The organism is Microvirga tunisiensis (genome assembly GCF_009296175.1).
Classification (GTDB): Bacteria; Pseudomonadota; Alphaproteobacteria; order Rhizobiales; family Beijerinckiaceae; genus Microvirga; species Microvirga tunisiensis.
Window position 1 is genome coordinate 48355 of the sequence record NZ_VOSK01000002.1, and the last position, 19976, is coordinate 68330.

The 19976-nt window shown below is 60.0% G+C and carries 15 protein-coding genes; 10 read left to right on the forward strand and 5 right to left on the reverse strand.

What is annotated here, in order from left to right; genetic code table 11:
* Window positions 1-194 precede the first annotated feature (194 nt).
* Window positions 195-875 carry an FCD domain-containing protein gene (locus FS320_RS01460; protein WP_162002749.1) on the reverse strand — a complete coding sequence of 227 codons (681 nt, stop codon included), beginning with the start codon at window positions 873-875 and terminating at the stop codon, window positions 195-197.
* A gap of 193 nt (window positions 876-1068) precedes the next feature.
* Here FS320_RS01460 and FS320_RS01465 point away from each other — a divergent pair, with 193 nt between their 5' ends.
* The 8 genes from FS320_RS01465 to FS320_RS01500 all read left to right on the forward strand — a co-directional run bounded on the left by FS320_RS01465 (window position 1069) and on the right by FS320_RS01500 (window position 13746).
* Window positions 1069-2049, forward strand: a complete 981-nt coding sequence (locus FS320_RS01465; protein ID WP_152708914.1) for a TRAP transporter substrate-binding protein — start codon at window positions 1069-1071, stop codon at window positions 2047-2049.
* 73 nt (window positions 2050-2122) lie between these two features.
* A complete protein-coding gene (locus FS320_RS01470) occupies window positions 2123-2662 on the forward strand; it encodes a TRAP transporter small permease (RefSeq protein WP_152708834.1) in 540 nt (179 codons plus the stop codon).
* A gap of 4 nt (window positions 2663-2666) precedes the next feature.
* On the forward strand, window positions 2667-3947 hold the full coding sequence (locus FS320_RS01475) for a TRAP transporter large permease (protein ID WP_152708835.1): 1281 nt from the start codon (window positions 2667-2669) through the stop codon (window positions 3945-3947).
* 24 nt (window positions 3948-3971) lie between these two features.
* Window positions 3972-4808, forward strand: coding sequence for a 5-dehydro-4-deoxy-D-glucuronate isomerase (kduI, locus tag FS320_RS01480; RefSeq protein WP_152708915.1), 837 nt, complete (start codon window positions 3972-3974; stop codon window positions 4806-4808).
* 10 nt (window positions 4809-4818) lie between these two features.
* The gene (kduD, locus tag FS320_RS01485) at window positions 4819-5577 is read left to right on the forward strand and encodes a 2-dehydro-3-deoxy-D-gluconate 5-dehydrogenase KduD (RefSeq protein ID WP_152708836.1); all 759 of its coding nucleotides are present in this window, start codon (window positions 4819-4821) and stop codon (window positions 5575-5577) included.
* An 18-nt stretch (window positions 5578-5595) separates the two neighbouring features.
* Window positions 5596-5934, forward strand: coding sequence for a cupin domain-containing protein (locus FS320_RS01490; protein ID WP_152708837.1), 339 nt, complete (start codon window positions 5596-5598; stop codon window positions 5932-5934).
* A 409-nt stretch (window positions 5935-6343) separates the two neighbouring features.
* The gene (locus FS320_RS01495; RefSeq protein ID WP_152708838.1) at window positions 6344-11641 is read left to right on the forward strand and encodes a HAMP domain-containing protein; all 5298 of its coding nucleotides are present in this window, start codon (window positions 6344-6346) and stop codon (window positions 11639-11641) included.
* On the forward strand, window positions 11638-13746 hold the full coding sequence (locus FS320_RS01500) for a response regulator (protein WP_152708839.1): 2109 nt from the start codon (window positions 11638-11640) through the stop codon (window positions 13744-13746). Before FS320_RS01495 ends, FS320_RS01500 begins: the two co-directional genes overlap by 4 nt.
* Before the next feature lie 131 nt (window positions 13747-13877).
* On the opposite strand, the gene FS320_RS47160 is transcribed toward FS320_RS01500, so the two are convergent.
* From FS320_RS47160 to FS320_RS01515, 4 genes are all read right to left on the reverse strand, one after another.
* Complete coding sequence (locus FS320_RS47160; protein ID WP_152737856.1) at window positions 13878-14108, reverse strand: hypothetical protein; 231 nt, start codon at window positions 14106-14108, stop codon at window positions 13878-13880.
* A gap of 125 nt (window positions 14109-14233) precedes the next feature.
* Window positions 14234-15010, reverse strand: a complete 777-nt coding sequence (locus tag FS320_RS01505) for an SDR family oxidoreductase (RefSeq protein ID WP_152708840.1) — start codon at window positions 15008-15010, stop codon at window positions 14234-14236.
* Window positions 15011-15039: 29 nt separating this feature from the next.
* Window positions 15040-16416, reverse strand: a complete 1377-nt coding sequence (locus FS320_RS01510) for an FAD-binding oxidoreductase (RefSeq protein ID WP_152708841.1) — start codon at window positions 16414-16416, stop codon at window positions 15040-15042.
* A 67-nt stretch (window positions 16417-16483) separates the two neighbouring features.
* The gene (locus tag FS320_RS01515) at window positions 16484-17683 is read right to left on the reverse strand and encodes a mandelate racemase/muconate lactonizing enzyme family protein (protein WP_152708842.1); all 1200 of its coding nucleotides are present in this window, start codon (window positions 17681-17683) and stop codon (window positions 16484-16486) included.
* 443 nt (window positions 17684-18126) lie between these two features.
* Here FS320_RS01515 and FS320_RS01520 point away from each other — a divergent pair, with 443 nt between their 5' ends.
* Complete coding sequence (locus tag FS320_RS01520; protein WP_162002750.1) at window positions 18127-18669, forward strand: TRAP transporter small permease subunit; 543 nt, start codon at window positions 18127-18129, stop codon at window positions 18667-18669.
* Window positions 18666-19949: a TRAP transporter large permease subunit gene (locus tag FS320_RS01525; RefSeq protein ID WP_162002751.1), complete on the forward strand. Its 1284-nt coding sequence runs from the start codon at window positions 18666-18668 to the stop codon at window positions 19947-19949. The genes FS320_RS01520 and FS320_RS01525 overlap by 4 nt, the downstream gene beginning before the upstream one ends.
* The last annotated feature ends 27 nt before the right edge of the window (window positions 19950-19976 follow it).

Here is a 19976-nt window from a genome sequence, read left to right on the forward strand (position 1 = left end):
AAGGGTACCAACCCATCCTGAGTTTCTGGCTGAAGTCAGAAAGCCAGGGTTCATCCATCCTGTGTGAATAAATAGTGGCGTCATGGCCGGGCCTGTCTCGGCCATCCCGATGCCGTAAAGCGCGTCGCTTCGCCAAGCGAGATCACCGGCACAAGGCCGGTGATGACGAAAAAGGTGAATGCCCGGTCGTCCCCTTAAGAACTGAACAGCTCCGGATGCTCGATCTCGACCCGGGGCAGGGCGCGCAGGATCTCCGTGAGATGCCGGCGCATCGCCTCGGCGGCCGCCTCCTCGTCGCGAACATCGATGGCGGCCATGATGGCACGGTGCTGATCGATCAGCGGCAGCATCGCCTCCGGTCCGGGGAGGGTGAGCTGACATACCCGATCCATGTGGGCCTTGATGTCCTGAACGGCCTCCCAAGCCAGGGGGCACCCGGCGCCCTCGGCCAGCGCGATATGGAAAAGCTCATCGTAACGCTGGAAGGCATCGTGGTCGTCCCGCCGGGCGGCCTGATCCTGCATCGCCAGGAGATCGTTGATCCGCTCACGGCTCTGCTGGTCGAAGGACGAGCAGGCGCGGCGCACGACCGCCGTCTCGATCGCCTCCCTGACGAACCGGGCCTCCATCATCTTCCGCACTGAGATCTTGACCACCGTGGTGCCGCGCTGGGGCTGGATTTCCACCAGACGCGTTCGCGCCAGGCCGATCAGCGCCTCCCGAACCGGCTGCCGTGAAACTCCGTGGCGCTCGGCGATATCCTGCTCCGAGAGCCGGCTCCCCGGCGGAAGCTCCAAGGCGATGATCAGGCGGCGCAACTCGCTCTCGATGCGCTGGGCGGCTGAGCCATGGCCGACAGGGAAGGGCGTGTTCACGGCGTTCTCATTCTTTTGGCGGGTTGCGTAACATATAAGTGCATACTACCATACAATCGTCGACCAGGTAAGCCGCGGCAAGCAGCGTCTGGTCCCGTCCCGATGGGTCGCATGGACTCGGGGCGCCGGACAAGCCGGCTGAAGGTCTGGTTTGAAACTATAAAGCACCTGAGGAAGCCTAAGGAGGAACATGATGTTGACCAGGAGAACTCTCGCCGCAACCGCTCTCGGCGTGTGGGCGGCCTTCATGAGTGGCACAGCAAGCGCCCAAACGACACTGCGCTCGGCCGATATCCACCCGGATGGATATCCCACCGTCGAAGCCGTCAAGTATTTCGGCTCCCTGCTCGAAAAGAAGACCAATGGCCGATACAAGGTGCAGGTCTTCCACTCCGCGCAGCTGGGTCAGGAAAAGGATACGATCGAGCAGACCCGTTTCGGCGTGATCGACCTGAACCGGATCAACATGGGCCCGTTCAACAATCTCATCCCCGAGACGTTGGTCCCGTCGCTGCCCTTCATCTTCCGGTCGGTCGACCATATGCGCAAGACCATGGATGGTCCCGTCGGCGATCAGATCCTGAAGGCGTTCGAGCCCCATGGACTCGTGGCGCTGGCCTTCTACGATTCGGGCGCGCGCTCGTTCTACAATTCAAAGCGTGCCATCAACACGCCTGCGGATCTCAAGGGCATGAAGGTGCGCGTGATCCAGTCCGACCTGTTCCTCGACATGGTGAACGCGCTCGGTGCCAATGCGACGCCGATGCCTCCGGGTGAGGTCTATTCCGCACTCCAGACCGGCGTCGTCGACGGAGCCGAGAACAACTGGCCGAGCTACGATTCCTTCCGCCATTTCGAAGTGGCGAAATACTACTCGCTGACCGAGCATTCCATGTCGCCGGAAGTGCTGGTGATGTCGAAGAAGAGCTTCGACAAGCTCTCACCGGAAGACCAGAAGGCGGTACGCGAAACGGCGAAGGAATCCGTCGCGAAGATGCGTGAGCTCTGGGAAGCCCGCGAGAAGGAAGCCGAGAAGAAGATCCGGGCGAGCGGCAGCCAGATCAACAATGTCGACAAGCAGCCCTTCATCGACGCGATGAAGCCCGTCTACGAGAAATATGCCAAGGATGCGAAGGTGAAGGAGCTCGTCTCCCGCATTCAGGCCATGAACTGAGCCATATCAGGCTGATGGATTAACGGACCGGCTCCGGCCGGTCCGTCTCTTGCCTCATTGGAGACCTTTACCGATGCGCGCTGAACTTGCCGCGCTATCCCGCATCCTCGCCGTCGTGAACCGGACGGCTCTCTGGATCGCCGGGATCGGCCTTATCCTCATGACCCTCTTCGTCGCCTGGCAGGTGTTCGGCCGTTATGTGCTGAACCAGTCGCCGAGCTGGACGGAGCCCGCCTCCCTGCTCCTCATGAGCTGGTTCATCCTGCTGGGATCCGCCGTCGGTGTGCGCGACGGCAACCACCTCGGCTTCGAGATCGCCCTTCATTATGCCCCACAAGGCCTGCGCCAGACCATGCTCGCCGTCACCGAGGTGCTGGTGTTCATCTTCGGCGGCGCCATGGCCTGGTACGGCACGGCGCTCGCGGTGGAGACCTGGTCCGCCGCGATGCCTGGCCTGCCGATCCCGCAGGGGTTCGATTATGTGCCGCTTGCTGTCGGCGGCGTGTTGATTGCTCTCTTTTCCCTCGAAAAGCTCGTTCGTCTCCTGCTTGTCGGAGACGATGCGCCCATGGTGCGCGTGGACGAGCCTCATCTCGTTGCCGTGAAGGATTGAGACAATGGAGATCTGGGTTCTCTTCGGCGTCTTCACGCTCCTGCTCATCATCGGCACGCCGGTTGCGTTCTGTCTGGGCATCGCATCGCTGGCGACCGTGCTCTACATGCAGCTGCCGCCCCTCGTGGTGTTCCAGCAGATCAACTCCGGCATGAACGCCTTCGCCATGATGGCGATCCCGTTCTTCATCTATGCGGGCGATCTGATGATGCGCGGCGGCATCGCCGATCGCCTGATCCGGCTGGCTGCGGGTTTCGTCGGCCATCTGCGTGGCGGTCTTGGGCAGGTGAACGTGGTGGCCTCCACGCTCTTCGGCGGCATTTCCGGCTCGGCCATTGCGGATGCTTCGGCCATCGGCGGCATCATGATCCCGCAGATGGAAAAGCGGGGCTACGCCAAGGATTATAGCGTCAACGTGACGGTGAACGCGGCGATCATCGCGCTTTTGATCCCGCCGTCCCACAACATGATCATCTATTCGATCGCGGCCGGCGGCACGATCTCGGTGGCGGACCTGTTCACGGCCGGTGTCGTTCCGGGCTTCCTTTTGGCTGCCGCTCTCATGATCACCGCCTATGTGGTGGCCGTGCGCCGCGGGTATCCTGCCGATCCGTTTCCCGGTTTCCGGATGCTGGCCTATTTCTTCGTTTCGGCCGTGCCCGGCATCCTGCTGATCTTCATCATCTTCGGCGGCGTTCGCTCAGGGATCTTCACGGCAACGGAGAGTTCGTGCATCGCCGTCGTCTATGCCTTGCTCGTCACGCTCTTCGTGTATCGCGAGATGAACTGGGAGAGCTTCGTCGAGGCGACGCTCGGGGCCGTGCGCACCACGGCCATGGTCCTGCTCGTCATCGGGACCGCCAGCGCCTTCGGCTGGCTCATGGCCTTCCTGCAGGTTCCGCAGGCGACCATCGCCCTCATGAAGACCGTGTCCGACAACCCCATCGTCGTGCTGCTGCTCATCAACGTGATCCTGCTGGTGCTCGGCACCTTCATGGACATGGCGCCGATGATCATCATCTGCACGCCGATCTTCCTGCCCGTGATCAAGGCCTTCGGCATCGACCCGGTTCATTTCGGCGTGATCCTGATCCTCAATGCGGGCATCGGCCTCAACACGCCGCCGGTGGGCTCGGTGCTCTTCGTCGGTTGCGCGGTCGGAAAGATCACCATCGGCGAGGCCATGAAGACCATCTGGCCGTTCCTGGGCGCAAGCATCGCCGTGCTGCTGCTCGTCACCTACATTCCCGGCCTGTCGCTCTGGCTTCCGGCCCTGTTCCGCTGATCCATCGCATTCAAAGAGGTAATGATGACCATCGAAATCCGGCAGGTTTGCCATCCTGAGGCCGTGCGCCATTTCAGTTCGGCCGAACTGCGCCGCCATTTCCTGATCGAGACGCTGTTCGTACCTGGCGAGGTCAAGCTGACCTACAGCCATATCGACCGGCTGGTAGTCGGCGGCGTGACGCCGACCTCCGGGGCGATCAAGCTGGAATCGCACAAGCAGATCGGCTCGCCGAACTTCCTCGACCAAAGGGAACTCGGCGTCGTCAACCTCGGCGGGCCCGGGCGCGTCCACACGGATGGAGAGGTTCACAATCTTGAGCCTCGTGATGCTCTCTATGTCGCCATGGGCACGAAGGAGGTCCGCTTCGAGAGCCTCGACGCAGGCACTCCAGCGAAGTTCTACCTCGTCAGCACGCCGGCGCATGCCCGCTTCGAGACGGTGAAGATCGGCCTTGACCGGGCCCGTCGGGTCGATCTCGGCGATGCCGCGAACGGAAACGTCCGCACGATCTTCCAGATGATTCATCCGGAGGTGTGCCGCTCCGCTCAGCTCGTTCTCGGCATGACGCAGCTGAAGCCCGGCAGCATGTGGAACACCATGCCGGCTCACCTGCACGATCGCCGCTCCGAGGTCTATGTCTACTTCGACATGCAGCCCGATACTCGCGTCTTCCACTTCATGGGCGAGCCGGACGAGACGAAGCACCTCGTCGTCGGCAATGAGCAGGCGATCCTGTCTCCCGGCTGGTCGATCCATTCCGGCGTCGGCACCAGCAACTACACCTTCGTCTGGGCGATGGGCGGCGACAACCAGGACTTCACGGACATGGACATGGTGCCCATGGACGCGCTGCGGTGAGGGGGTTGCGATGACATTCTCTCTCGATCTGAGCGGCAAGACCGCCATTGTGACCGGGGCTAATACGGGGCTCGGTCAGGCGATCGCGGTGGCGCTGGCGCAAGCCGGTGCTGCCATCGTCGCCGTCGGGCGCTCATCCATGGAAGAGACCGAGCGCCTGTGCCGCGACACGGGTGCAGCTTTTCATGCCGTGCAGGCGGATCTGTCGAGCCTGGAGCCGATCGAACGGATCGTCAGCGAGGCTGCATCGGTCAGCGGCCGGATCGACATTCTGGTCAACAATGCCGGAATCATCCGCCGCGCGGATGCCATCGCGTTCACGGAAAAGGATTGGGACGACGTGATGAACGTCAACCTCAAGTCCACCTTCTTCCTGTCTCAGGCCGTGGCGCGCACCATGCTGGCGGATGAGGGCGGCGGCAAGATCATCAACATCGCCTCGCTCCTGTCCTTCCAGGGAGGCATCCGCATTCCCTCCTACACGGCGAGCAAGAGCGGTCTTGCCGGCCTCACGCGATTGCTGGCCTGCGAGTGGGCCGCCAAGGGCATCAATGTGAATGCCATCGCGCCCGGCTACTTCGTGACCAACAACACCGAGGCGCTCCGCAACGACCCGAAGCGAAGCAGCGAAATTCTTGGACGAATCCCGGCCGGTCGCTGGGGCGATCCGACAGACCTCGGCGGCGCTGCCGTCTTCCTGGCATCACCTGCGGCGAACTACATCCACGGCGTCGTCCTGCCGGTCGACGGTGGATGGCTTGCCCGCTGAAATCTTTCCGGAGGAACCATGAACCGTATCAATCAGCCTTTCGCCTTTGACAGCAACATCGACTGGGAGCCCGCAGGCGAGGGCGTCCGCCGCAAAATCCTCACCTACAATTCTGAGGTGATGATGGTGCGTGTGGCCTTCCAGGCTGGAGCCGTGGGTACCCCTCACTCGCATCCCCATATCCAGTGCAGCCTCGTCGAGGCCGGTGTCTTCGACGTGACCATTGCCGGTCGTACCGAACGTCTCAAGCAGGGCGACAGCTTCCTCGTCCCACCGAATGCCGTCCATGGGGCCGTTGCCATCGAGGCAGGAGTGCTGCTCGATGTCTTCACTCCCATGCGCGAAGACTTCGTCTGATTTCGACTCTGAGACCTCCGATCATTGCTCACACCGCAAGCCGCAGTACGAGTGATTGCGGCTTGTTCCGCTATGGGCTCACGAGCTCTCTGGCGACAGGCGTGCCGTAGCGTAATATGCGTGGAGCCGAGACCCCCGGCCAACTGCGGTTTCCTTCGCCAAATTCTGCACTGTAAGAGCGAGCAATAGAGGTAAACCCACCGACTCCGAAGCGGCGCGCAGTTTAGTTATAATATTGCGGTTTACGTTAACCGAGCCGCCACAAAATTCTCCCCCTCTCGGAACTCTGACCCTTGAAATGCGTTAAACGGGGTCGAATTCCATCTGAAGACGAACACAATAGCTTTTGGGACGTCGGCACATGGGGACCCAGGTAGAGTAAGCCTGGGACAGCGTAACGGGGGGCCTTATGTCACAAGTAGAAACCGCCACTTCGCAGCTTGATTCCAAGCTGCTTCTCAAGACATTGCGTGCCTTCAAAAAAGGTGACTTCTCCGTCCGTCTGCCGTCCGATCTGACAGGCATCGATGGCGAGATCGCCGAAGCTTTCAACGATATTGCAGATCTCAACCACGGCCTCGCACAGGAGCTGGAGCGCGTCGCCAAGGTCGTCGGCAAAGAGGGGCGGATCGAGGAGCGCGGGCGGCTGGCAGGCGCGACCGGATGCTGGAGCGAGTGCGTCGACTCCGTCAACGCCATGATCGGCGACATCGTCCAGCCGACCATCGAGGTGGCCCGCGTGATCGGCGCCGTGGCGAAGGGCGACCTGAGCCAGACGATCGACCTCGCGACGGACGGACGGCCCCTGCGCGGCGAGTTCCTGCGCATCGGCAAGGTCGTGAACACCATGGTGGGGCAGCTCGGCAGCTTCGCCTCTGAGGTGACTCGCGTGGCGCGCGAGGTGGGTTCCGAAGGCAAGCTCGGTGGGCAGGCGAAGGTCAAGGGCGTTGCCGGAACCTGGAAGGACCTGACCGAGAACGTGAACCTGATGGCCGCCAATCTGACCGGCCAGGTCCGTAACATCGCGGAGGTCACGACGGCGGTTGCGAACGGCGACTTGTCCAAGAAGATTACTGTCGATGTGAAGGGTGAAATCCTTGAGCTCAAGGATACCATCAACACGATGGTGGATCAGCTCAACTCCTTCGCCTCTGAGGTGACGCGCGTTGCGAAGGAAGTGGGCTCCGAGGGCAAGCTCGGCGGACAGGCGCAGGTCGAGGGAGTCGGCGGCGTCTGGAAGGACCTCACCGACAACGTCAACATGATGGCGGCCAACCTGACCGGTCAGGTGCGTAACATTGCGGAAGTCACCACGGCAGTCGCCCGGGGCGATCTGTCGAAGAAGATCACCGTCGATGTGAAGGGCGAGATTCTGGCTCTCAAGTCGACCATCAACACGATGGTGGATCAGCTCAACTCCTTCGCCTCCGAGGTGACGCGCGTTGCGAAGGAAGTGGGCTCCGAGGGCAAGCTCGGCGGACAGGCGCAGGTCGAGGGAGTCGGCGGTGTCTGGCGCGACCTGACTGAGAATGTGAACATGATGGGCTCGAACCTCACCGCGCAGGTTCGTAACATTGCGGACGTGACGACAGCGGTCGCCAACGGCGATCTCTCCAAGAAGATCACCGTGGAGGTGCGCGGCGAAATCCTTGAGCTCAAGAACACCATCAACACGATGGTGGATCAGCTCAACTCCTTCGCCTCTGAGGTGACGCGCGTTGCGAAGGAAGTGGGCTCCGAGGGCAAGCTCGGTGGTCAAGCCCAGGTGCGTGGCGTCGCCGGAACCTGGAAGGATCTGACCGACAATGTGAACCTCATGGCGGCCAACCTGACCGGCCAGGTGCGTAACATCGCCGAGGTCACGACAGCGGTCGCCAATGGCGATCTGTCCAAGAAGATCACGGTGGAAGTGCGCGGTGAGATCCTCGAGCTGAAATCAACCATCAACACCATGGTGGACCAGCTGAACTCCTTCGCAGGCGAGGTGACGCGCGTGGCGCGTGAGGTGGGCACCGAGGGCAAGCTCGGCGGACAGGCGCAGGTGCGCGGCGTCGGCGGCGTCTGGAAGGATCTCACCGACAACGTCAACATGATGGCGGCCAACCTGACGGGTCAGGTCCGTAACATCGCCGAAGTCACGACCGCGGTCGCGAACGGCGATCTCTCGAAGAAGATTACCGTCGATGTGCGTGGCGAGATCCTGGAGCTGAAATCGACCATCAACACCATGGTGGACCAGCTCAACTCCTTCGCCTCGGAAGTGACGCGCGTGGCGCGCGAAGTGGGCATCGAGGGCAAGCTCGGCGGACAGGCGCAGGTGCGCGGCGTGGCCGGTACCTGGAAGGACCTGACCGACAACGTCAACATGATGGCGAACAATCTCACCGGTCAGGTGCGAGGCATCGCCAGCGTCGTGACCGCGGTCGCCGAGGGCGATCTCAAGCGCAAGCTGATCGTGGATGCCAAGGGCGAAATCGCGGCACTCGCCGAGACCATCAACGAGATGATCGATACCCTCGCAACCTTCGCCGATCAGGTGACGAACGTTGCCCGCGAAGTGGGTGTGGAAGGCAAGCTCGGCGGTCAGGCGAGGGTGCCTGGTGCGGCCGGCCTGTGGCGCGATCTCACGGACAACGTGAACCAGCTCGCCGCCAATCTGACCACCCAGGTGCGAGCCATCGCCGACGTGGCCACCGCCGTGACCAAGGGCGATCTGACCCGGTCGATTTCGGTGGAAGCCTCGGGCGAGCTGGCGTCGCTCAAGGACAACGTCAACGAGATGATCCGCAACTTGCGCGATACGACGCTCAAGAATGCGGAGCAGGATTGGCTGAAGACCAACCTCGCCAAGTTCACCCGCATGCTGCAGGGCGAGCGCGATCTCACCACCGTGTCCAACATGATCCTGTCGGAGATCGCCCCGCTGGTGAATGCCCAGCAGGGCGTCTTCTATACAGTGGGGAGCGATGGCAGCGAGCCCATGTTGGAGATGGTCGCCTCCTATGCCTTTACGGAGAGAAAGCATCTCAACAACCGCTTCCGCCTCCGCGAAGGACTTGTTGGCCAGGTCGCCTACGAGAGAAAGCGGATTCTCCTCACCAACGTGCCGGGTGACTACATCACCATCAGTTCGGCTCTCGGAGAGGCCCCGCCACTCAACATCATCGTGCTTCCGGTCCTGTTCGAGCAGGAGGTAAAGGCGGTGATCGAACTTGCCTCGTTCAGTCGGTTCTCCGAGACGCACCAATCCTTCCTCGAGCAGCTCACGGAATCGATCGGTATCGTTCTGAACACCATTGCCGCGAACATGCGGACAGAAGGCCTTCTGAAGCAGTCCCAGCTTCTGACCACCGAGCTGCAGAGCCAGCAGGAAGAGCTGAGGAACACCAACGACCGGCTGGAGCAGCAGGCTGCAACCCTGCGTCAGTCGGAAGAGCTCCTGCGGCAACAGCAGGAAGCACTTCAGAAGACGAACGAGGAGCTTGAGGACAAGGCGCGGCTGCTCGAACTCCAGAAGAGAGAAGTCGAGGCGAAGAACCACGAAGTCTCCGTCGCAAAGACGGCCCTGGAGGAGAAGGCCGAGCAGCTTTCGCTGACATCGCGCTACAAGTCGCAGTTCCTGGCCAATATGAGCCACGAGTTGAGGACGCCGCTGAACTCGCTCCTGATCCTGTCGAAGCTCTTGACCGAGAATTCCGACGGCAATCTGACCGACAAGCAGAGGGAGTTCGCCAAGACCATCCATGCGGCGGGCTCGGACCTGCTTTCTCTCATCAACGATATTCTGGACCTGTCCAAGATCGAGTCCGGCACCGTCAGCATGGAAGTGTCGAGCGTCGGCTTCAAGGATCTCGTCGAGAATATGGACCGGACCTTCCGCCAGATTGCAGAGGAAAGAAAGCTTGACTTCCACGTGGAGGTCGATCCGAAACTGCCGCTGGCGATCAGGACGGATTCGAAGCGGTTGCAGCAGGTGCTGCGCAACCTGCTCTCGAATGCCTTCAAGTTCACGGAACGCGGAGGCGTGACGCTTCAGATCGGTTCGGCCGAGGGAACGCCGCTGCGGGCCGGCAGCCAGTGGATCGCCATGTCGGTGACCGATACCGGCATCGGCATTCCGGAGGAAAAACAACGCATCATCTTCGAGGCCTTCCAGCAGGCGGATGGCACCACGAGCCGGAAGTATGGCGGGACCGGTCTCGGCCTGTCGATCAGCCGTGAAATCGCTCGTCTGCTCGGCGGTGAGATCGTGGTGTCGAGCACGCCGGGAAGCGGCTCGACCTTCACGCTCTTCGTGCCTGTCGAACCGCCTGCAAGCCACGGGGCTGCCGGAGCAGGATCCTCCGTGCGGTCAAACGGCGACGGCTCAGGGCAGTACGGCACGTCCGACGACTCGACGGGAACGATGATCCGTCAGCCATCGGCCGCGATGGCTCTCTCGGCCTCCCTGGATGATCGGCATGCGATCACCACCGGAGATCGGGTCGTGCTCATCATCGAGGACGATGCGATGTTCGCCTCGGTGTTGCTGGAGCTCGCCCGTGAGGAGGGCTTCAGGGGACTGATCGCCATGGACGGCGCTTCGGCGCTTGCCCTCGCGCATCGCTACAAGCCACATGCGATTACTCTCGATATCGGGCTTCCCGATATGGACGGCTGGGCGCTCCTGGACTTGTTGAAGCACGATCCGCGAACCCGCCATGTGCCGATCCATGTGATCTCGGTCGATGACCAGAAGAAGCGCGGTCTCAGGGCAGGTGCCTTCGGCTTCCTGGAGAAGCCCGTTGACCGAGAGGCTCTCATGGGAGCGCTCAATCGCACGAAGGAGTTCATCGACCGACCCGTGAAGAAGCTGCTTCTCGTCGAGGATGACGACAATCAACGCATGAGCCTGTCCGAACTCATGAAAAGCGAACAGGTTGACGTGACGGCGGTGGGAACGGCCGAGAGTGCGCTTGAGGTCATCCAGGCACGGCACTTCGACTGCGCCATTGTCGACCTGGGCCTGCCGGATCTTCCGGGAGCCGAACTCATCGAGCGCATCCGCAAGACGAAGGGCGGTGAGGAGCTGCCGATCGTCATCTATACCGGACAGGACTTGGCGAAGTCCGAGGAGCGTCGACTGCAGGGCATCGCTGCAACGCTCATCGTCAAAGGTGAGGGCTCGTCCGAGCGCCTTCTCAACGACACGGCTCTGTTCCTGCACCGGGCGATCAGCGCCATTCCCGAAGAGAAGCACATCATTGTCGAAAGGCGGGCCGACGGCTCACTCGATGGCCGGAAGGTGCTGATCGTCGACGACGACATGCGCAACATCTTTTCGCTGACGAGCGCGCTCGAGCAGCACGGAATTTCGGTCGTCTTCGCCGAAAACGGGTTGGAAGGCATCGAGAAGCTCCAGGCCAACCCGGATGTCGATGTGGCCTTGGTCGACATCATGATGCCGGGGATGGACGGCTATGAGACCATGCGGGAAATCCGGAACATCCCGCGTTATCATGACCTTCCTCTGGTCGCGGTGACTGCAAAGGCCATGAAGGGCGATCGGGAGAAGTGCCTCGAAGCAGGTGCGACCGACTACGTGTCGAAACCTGTCGATGTGGATCAACTTCTGGCTGTCTTGCGCGTTCAACTTAGTCGGAGCACATATATCCCAGACGGGAGAATTGCTCCCAATGGTGCGGCAGAGACCGGGTTGAACTCATGACGGACGACGTAAGGCGAGGGGAGTCGGGCCCGAACCTGGATGATTTTCATCTGGTTTCGGCCCGTCCGCAGTCGGATCCGATCCCAGCCAAGATTTTGGTGGTCGATGACGACCCGAGAAATCTTATTGCCGTCGAGGAGGTACTCCGGTCTCCTGGTGTGGAAATCGTGACTGCGGATTCCGGCGAGGGGGCTCTGCGCCACGTTCTGAAGGATGACTTCGCTGTCATTCTTCTCGACGTGCAGATGCCGCGGCTCGACGGATATGAAGTTGCCAGTCTGATCAGGAATCGGCCGCGTTCATCACGCGTGCCGATTCTGTTTCTGACGGCTTTCAACAAGGACGATATGCACGTCTTCAAGGGATACTCGGCGGGCGCTGTCGACTACGTCTTCAAACCCATCGAGCCCTTGATCCTCAGATCCAAGGTCGATATCTTCGTCGATCTTTACCGAAAGACGGAGGAGATCCGCCGGCAGGCAGAGCAGGAGCGCCGCCTGCTGATGGACAACCTTCACGTCCGCGGCGAGAAATTGAAGGCGGAGCAGGCCCTGCGGCGCCGCGAGGAACATCAGTCGATCGTTCTGCAATCGCTTCCGATTGCGCTTAATACAGCCTCCGTTGAGGAGGATCATCGACAGCTCCATTTCACCAACGAGAGTATCGAGCGCATTACGGGGTTTCGGCCGGAGGCTTTCCTTGAGCGCTCTGATTTCTGGTCCTCTCGGATCAATCCGGATGACCGGGAGCGCGTCCTGGCCCAATTGAAGCGATTGGAGGAAGAGGGTTCCGTCAATCTCGAGTATCGCTGGCGTTGCGCCGACGGTGTCGAAAGGCATTTTCTCGATCAGACGGTCATGATGAAGGATGAGGGCGGTCATCCGCGCGAATTCTTCGGGATGTGGTTTGATATTACCGAGAGCAAGCAAATGGAGCAAAATCTGCTCCACGCCAGCAAGCTTGAGGCGGTTGGCCGCCTCACGGGTGGGATCGCGCATGATTTCAATAACATGCTGAGTGTCGTGATCGGCAATCTCGATCTCTTGAAGAAATCCATTCAGGGCAATGAGAAGGCCGAGCGACGGGTGCGCATGGCCTTGGAGAGTGCTCAGCATTGCGCCGATCTCACCTATCGGCTTCTGACCTTCTCACGGCGCCAAGCCCTGCAGGTCTCAACGATCGATGTCACGAGCCTGATGCCGAGCCTTCTGGAGCTGATGCGTAGGACGCTTGGAGAGCATATCAACGCGGACTTCCGTTCTGGCGACGGTATATGGCCGATCCAGGTCGACCGGGCTCAGTTCGAGGCGGCCCTCCTAAATCTTGCGGTCAATGCCCGTGATGCAATGCCCGATGGCGGCGATCTGACAATCAGTGTCGAGAACCAAGCGGTGGAGGAGGGGAGATCCGCGCCCGGCGGTGAGTTCGTCGTGATCTCCGTGAGCGATACGGGAATCGGCATGCCGCCTGAGGTGTTGGAGAAGGTCTTCGAGCCGTTCTTCACCACCAAGGAAAGCGGAAAAGGCACCGGCTTGGGCCTGAGCATGGTGTACGGCTTCGTCCAGCAGTGCCATGGCCATGTGGAAGTTGAGAGCGCGCCCAATGCAGGCACGACGATCCGCATCTTCCTTCCTCGCTCTCATGAGGCTGCAGAAAGTGCGCCGGATGACCGGTCGGCGGTTGCCCACCCTTTCGGTGAGGGGCGTATGGTGCTTGTGGTTGAAGACAATCCGGCTGTACGCCAAGTGGCGCTCTCGACCCTTCATTCTCTCGGCTTCAAGGTGATGGAGGCTGAGACTGGTGATGAAGCCGCTCGCCTCCTGAAGATGAAGAAAGATATCAAACTCGTTCTTTCCGATGTCAGGATGCCGGGAGAACTCAGCGGCATAGACTTGGCCCGTCTCATTCAGCGAGAGCAGCCGGACATCCAGGTGCTTCTGACGACAGGCTATTTTGACGGGGAAGACAAGCTCGAGGATCTCAATCTTCTCTACAAGCCCTATCGGGCAACCGACCTTGCAGAAAAGATTCAATCACTGATGAGGTCCCCGCAAACTGTCGAATTCAAAACCGCGACGATCCATCAAGCCGCTGCCGTTGCATGACTCTGCTGCAGCGTTGCACAGGAAATGAACGTTGAGTTTTGAGCGACGCGAGTCCTGGTCTTGGTCGCTGCCGGTTCTAGATCGGATCTTCCAGATCCCGTTCTCTCATTGCAGCTGTTGAGACAAGCGTTTCACAACTCGGCGCTGAGGCTGTCCCTGCCATCACACCAGGCGGTATAGAAATCGCCAGTCCGGTCTAGAACAAAAACAGTCGGTTTGTTCGGCATGGCGGACCAGCAGGCTGATTCAACGGCAAATTTCAAAGCCATTGCACGAAAATAGAACGATCCGAGATCTCTACCAAATTGAGAAACCGTCCAACGATTATGCTTGAATGCAACGCAGTATGCTCCGTGGGGCATGAAGCACCTCCCAAGTAGCTTTTCTGGCAAATCACAGGTGCAGTTGCTAACCGCCCTGGCCGGATATGGCAACCGAGAATGACGATTTATGACGTCAAACATTAAGGATGGGTTTCGAGGCGGATTCAGAGTGAGGCCGTCACGCCTCCATCAACATAGATGATCTGCCCGTTGACGAAGTTGGAGGCATCCGAGGCGAGAAAGACCGCAGTGCCGATAAGATCTTCCAGTTCGCCCCAGCGACGGGAAGGGGTACGGGCAATGAGCCAGTCGGAGAAGGCTTTGTCATCGATCAGGGCTTGATTGAGTTCCGTCTTGAAATAGCCTGGCCCGATGCCGTTGACCTGAAGACCGTACTTGCCCCAATCGATCGCCATGCCTTTCGTCAGCATCTTCACGGCTCCCTTCGTTGCCGTATAAGGCGCGATCGAAGGGCGGCCGAGTTCACTTTGAACCGAGCAGATGTTGATGATCTTTCCCCGGGCGCGCGGGATCATTTTTCTGGCAACAGCTTGGCTCATATAGAAGACGCTATCAATATTCGTCGTCATCAGCTCGTGCCAGGTTTCCTCCGGATAATCCTCGAGCGGGCCCCGGCGCTGCATTCCCGCATTGTTGATCAGAATATCAATCGGACCAATATTGCGTTCGATCTGTTCGACTGCAGCCTTGACGGCGGTGCTGTCCGTCACATCGAAAGGCATCTCGAATACCAACGAGCCGTCATCTCGAAGCTTTTGTGCCGCAATGGCGACCTTGTCCTGCTGGCGGCCGTTCAGAACCACGCGCGCTCCGGCTCGTCCGAGACCAAATGCAAGAGCAGAGCCGATGCCTGCGCTCGATCCTGTCACAAGGGCGATGCGCCCGGAAAGATCGAAGAGACCCGACATTTTCACGTTCATTCTCAGCTCCCGAATGAGCGAATACAATCTTAGAGAATGCGGCCCGGATTGAGGATGCCTTCAGGATCAAGCGTCTGCTTCATCTTCCTCATCAGGACGAGCTCAGGCTCTGTGCGGCTCAAGGAAAGATAGGGGCGCTTGATGCGTCCGATCCCGTGCTCCGCGGATATGGATCCGCCGAGCCTCGCGACGAGATCGTAGACGAGCCCCTGGACGCCCTTCTTGATGCCATCGTTCATGTCGCGGATCGCCACGTTGATGTGGATGTTGCTGTCTGCCACATGCCCGAAGACGACATAAACGGCATCCGGCCATTGCTTCGGCATTTCCTGACGCAGATGAGCGACCGCTTCCGTCATGCGATTCAGGGGTACGCTCACATCGAAGCGGATTTCTTCCGGCAGGAAGCGGCCGTACTCGTAGGGTGTTTCCCGATAGGCCCAGAACCGGTTCCTGTCGGCTCTGGACTGAGCGACCACGGCATCCTTGATGAGATCCTGCTCGTAGAACTCACTGAGGAGGAGAGAGAAGGCTTCAGTTCCTGCCGGATCCGCCCCCATATCGGCCTCGATCAGGAGCGTCACGTCGTGCTCGGCCTCGAATGCAGGTGCAAGGCCGCAGATCTTCGTCGCGACCGTCATGAATTCCCGCCACATGGCCTCGAAGACCAGCAGACGCCCTGGATGAGCCTGCTGGAATCGGCGCAGGACAACAAGTGCATCCTCAAAGCTGCTGACGGCGCAGAGAGCCGTCTGGAGGCCCTGCGGTTTGGAGTGCAAACCGATCACTGCCCGTGTGATGACGCCGAGCGTTCCCTCGCTGCCGATGAAGAGCTGCGTCCAATCGTACCCGGCGTTGTTCTTCAGCATCTTGTTGAGCGAGCGAACCACGGTGCCGTCCGCAAGAACGACTTCGAGGCCAAGAGTGTTGCGCCGGGCCATGCCATAACGCACCACTTGGTTGCCGCCGGCATTGGTCGCGATGTTGCCGCCGATCGTGCAGGTTCCGCGCGCTCCGAGGTCGATCCCACACAGGAAGCCCGCTTCGTCCGCTGCCTGCTGCACGACCGCGAGCGGTGTTCCGGCGAGGGCCGTGAGGGTTGCGCTCGCAGTATCGATCTCTTCGACTCCGTTCATCCGTTCCAGGGAGAGTGCGATTTCTCCCGTTTGCGGGTGAGCACCGCCGGCAAGTCCAGTCAGGCCACCTTGCGTCACGACGGCTTGGCGATGCTGATGGCAGAGCCTCAAGGCCGTTGAGACATCCTCCGTAGTCTGAGGAAGGATGAGGGCCTGGGGAATTGCGGGTTGGAGGCCGCTGGCATCGGTATGATTGCGGGAGGGAATGTCGGCGCCGGTGCGGATCTTCGATCCCAAGGCTGCAACAAGGGCATCAATCACATTGCTCATCGTGTTCTAACTCAAGCTCTAAAATGGTCCCGGTCGAAAGAGGTAGCCGTCCGTGGTTCCCAGTTTGCTAGGGCTCCTTGGTCAGCCGTACAATCGCGTCCGGGCGCTTCCAGAGTTCCGGCAGCAACTCAAGTCCAAGGCCCGGCTTCATGTTCACCGTGACCTCTCCTCTTGTGACCGTCGGCAACTCCGTCACGAGTTCGGTATACCAGCCGGTGTAAAACGCCCGGACGCTCTCCTGTATCAAAGCGTTCCGTGCATGCAGGGAGAAGTGGCAGGACGCGGCGTAGACCACGGGGCCCGTGCAGTCGTGGGGCGCAACCGGAACATGCCAAGCTTCCGCCAGCGCGGCGATCTTGCGCGCCTCCGTCAGTCCGCCGCACCAGGACAGGTCGAGCATGGCCACACCTGCAACGCCGGTTTCGAGATATTCCCGGAAGGCGTGGGTGTAGGACAGCGTTTCCGAGGCACAGACCCAGGCCTTTGAGTGCTGCGCGTATTCTTTGAGGTCGCCGATATTGTCGAGGCGGAAGGGGTCTTCGTGCCAATAGGTCTCGAACTCGGTCAGCGCCGAGGCAAGCTTCTTGGCCATTGGCAGGCTCCACAAGGAGTGGAACTCGACCATGATGTCCATCTGGTCACCCACGGCCTTGCGGATCTTTTCAAAGGGCTCGAGCGCGGTTCGGAGTTCGTCAGGCGAAATGTCGTATCCATGGCTGCGCTCGGCTGCGACATCGAAGGGCCAGATCTTCATGCCGGTGATGCCCTGTTCCAGGAGGGAATGAGCGAGATCGTCGGCGTGGTGCAGGAACGCCTCCAGATCTTCATACGCTCCGTCGGCATCACCGATGCCCCAGTTGGCGACTTTCTGGGCGCGGTTGTCGCGAATGTACCGGTAGCCCGCGCAGGTATTGTAAACCCGGATCTTGTCCCGCGAGCGGCCTCCCAGCATGTCGCAGACGGGTTTGCCGTGAGCTTTGCCGAAGAGATCCCACAAGGCGATGTCGGTGGCGGAGTTTCCGCGCGTCTCGACGCCTGCGGAACGCCAGCCCAGATAGTTCTGGAGATCGCGGTTGATACCTTCGATTTGAAGAGGATCGCGGCCGATCAACTTGGCCGCGACCGTCTCGTGAACATATGCCTCGACGGCTGCTGCGCCCATGAAGGTTTCGCCAAGGCCAATGAGACCTTCGTCGGTGTGGAGGCGGACCCAGACGATGTTTGCGAATTCCTGGAGACGGACGGTCTCGACGCCTGTGATCTTCATGGGATCCTCGTTGTGGCTACGCTCTTGTCATTGTCGGCAGAGGCGGAAGGAGCAATTCATCTCCCAGATATCGTCGAAGCTGCCGTCTTGACGATATCCACGGAAATGCTCTGCACACGCAGGTATTCATAAGTCTAATTTGTAACAAAGATGCAATCGAGAGGCTGCGCTCGTTCACTCCCGAAAAATCCGATGATAGTCTTCTTAAAACCAGCATTGATCCTGTTCCAGGCGAAAAACAAGAGAACGAAACCACGGATGGGCGACGCTCGCCGTCATGCATAGCAGTTTGCCTTCGGAACCGTTCTATCCGCTGAATTGACACGTTATGGGACTGAGCCTTAGATCGGGTAACATGTTTGGCCTTCTGAGGACTTGAAGAGTCCTCGGAGGCGAACAGAATCAATGAGCGTCGAGCAGGGCGCCAAAGGCAGGGAGAGAGCGTGAGCAGGATAATTTCCTTCTTCTTCAAAGGCTTGGAAGGCCTGTTGGTTCTTCTACTGGCGGCCATGGTCGTCATGGTCTTCGGCAATGTCGTCTTGCGCTACCTTTTCGATACTGGGATCGACGTTTCGGAGGAGCTCTCCCGCTTCCTCTTCGTATGGCTGACCTTCATCGGTGCCGTGGTAGTGGGACGCGAGAACGCCCATCTGGGTGTTGAAACTCTGGTCGCCCGGCTGGGTGACAACGGCCGCAAGGTTTGCATGGTCCTGTCCGACCTTTTCATCATCGGCTGCTGCGCCGTCTTCTTCTGGGGAACATGGCAGCAGGCCGAGATCAACGCCACGAATTACGCGCCTATTACCGAGATCTCGATGCTCTGGATCTACGGGGTCGGTTTCTTCACAAGCATCGGTCTAGGGTTGATGGCAGTCCTGCGGATTCTACGTGTCGTCACCGGGCGGGTGAGCGAACATGAATTAAAGGCCTTTGCCGGCGACTATAGCGGCGATGAAGCCCATGCCCTGAGGGAGCGACTCGAGTGACAATTGTCGTCTTCCTCACCTCGCTTCTCGGAGCCATGGCACTCGGCATGCCGATTGCCTTTGCGCTGATCGTCTGCGCTCTCGCGCTCATGCTCTGGCTCGGCAATTTCGACAGCCAGATCGTGGCTCAGAACATGATCATCGGCGCCGACAACTTTCAGCTTCTGGCCGTCCCATTCTTTCTGCTGGCCGGCGAGTTGATGAACGTTGGCGGCCTGTCGAAGCGGATCGTCAATTTCGCTTTGGCCTGTCTCGGGCACATTCATGGCGGCCTCGGTTATGTTGCGATTGTGGCCGCACTCATTCTCGCTGCCTTGTCCGGTTCTGCAGCTGCGGATACGGCGGCTCTCGCGGCTATTCTGATCCCCATGATGCGGAATGCGGGATACGATATTCCACGGGCGGCGGGTCTCATCGCGGCTGGCGGCATCATCGCTCCGGTGATCCCGCCTTCGATCGGCTTCATCGTCTTTGGCGTTGCAGCCAACGTTTCGATTTCCCAGCTCTTCCTAGCGGGCGTTGCCCCTGGAATAATGATGGGTCTATCGCTCGTTGTCGCCTGGGCTATCGTCAGCCGAAGAGACAAGATGAAGACGGCGCCCCGTGCCACCATGCGCGAGCGCGGCAAGGCCTTCGTCGATGGTTTCTACGCCCTTCTCATGCCCGTGATGATCCTGGGCGGAATCAAATGGGGCATCGTGACCCCCACCGAGGCGGCCGTTCTGGCCGCCGTCTATGCGCTCATCATCGGCATGTTCGTCTATCGCGAGCTGAAGCCGTCGATGTTGTACGGCGTCTTCCTCACGGCCGCGAAGACGACCGCCGTGGTGATGTTTCTCGTCGCGGCTGCACTCGTTTCCGCCTGGCTCATCACCCAGGCGAATATACCGGGAGAAATCAGCGGGCTCATCCAGCCCCTGCTGGGCAACAAAACCTTGCTCATGTTTGCCCTGATGTTCCTGGTCGTCATCGTCGGAACTGCCTTGGATTTCTCCCCGACTGTTCTGATCCTGACGCCAGTCCTCATGCCGATCGTCAAACAGGCAGGGATCGATCCGGTTTATTTCGGCGTGCTGTTCATCATCAACAATGCCATCGGCCTGATCACGCCTCCGGTCGGAATTGTGCTCAATGTTGTGAGCGGGGTCGCCCGTGTGCCCATGGGAGCCGTCATCCGCGGGGTGAATCCGTTCCTGATCGCCCAGCTTATCGTACTCATCCTACTCATCGTTTTCCCCGACCTGGTGATGGTTCCCTTTGCCTGGTTGCGGGGTCGGTGAGCCGGCTGACAAGTCAAAAGAGAGAGG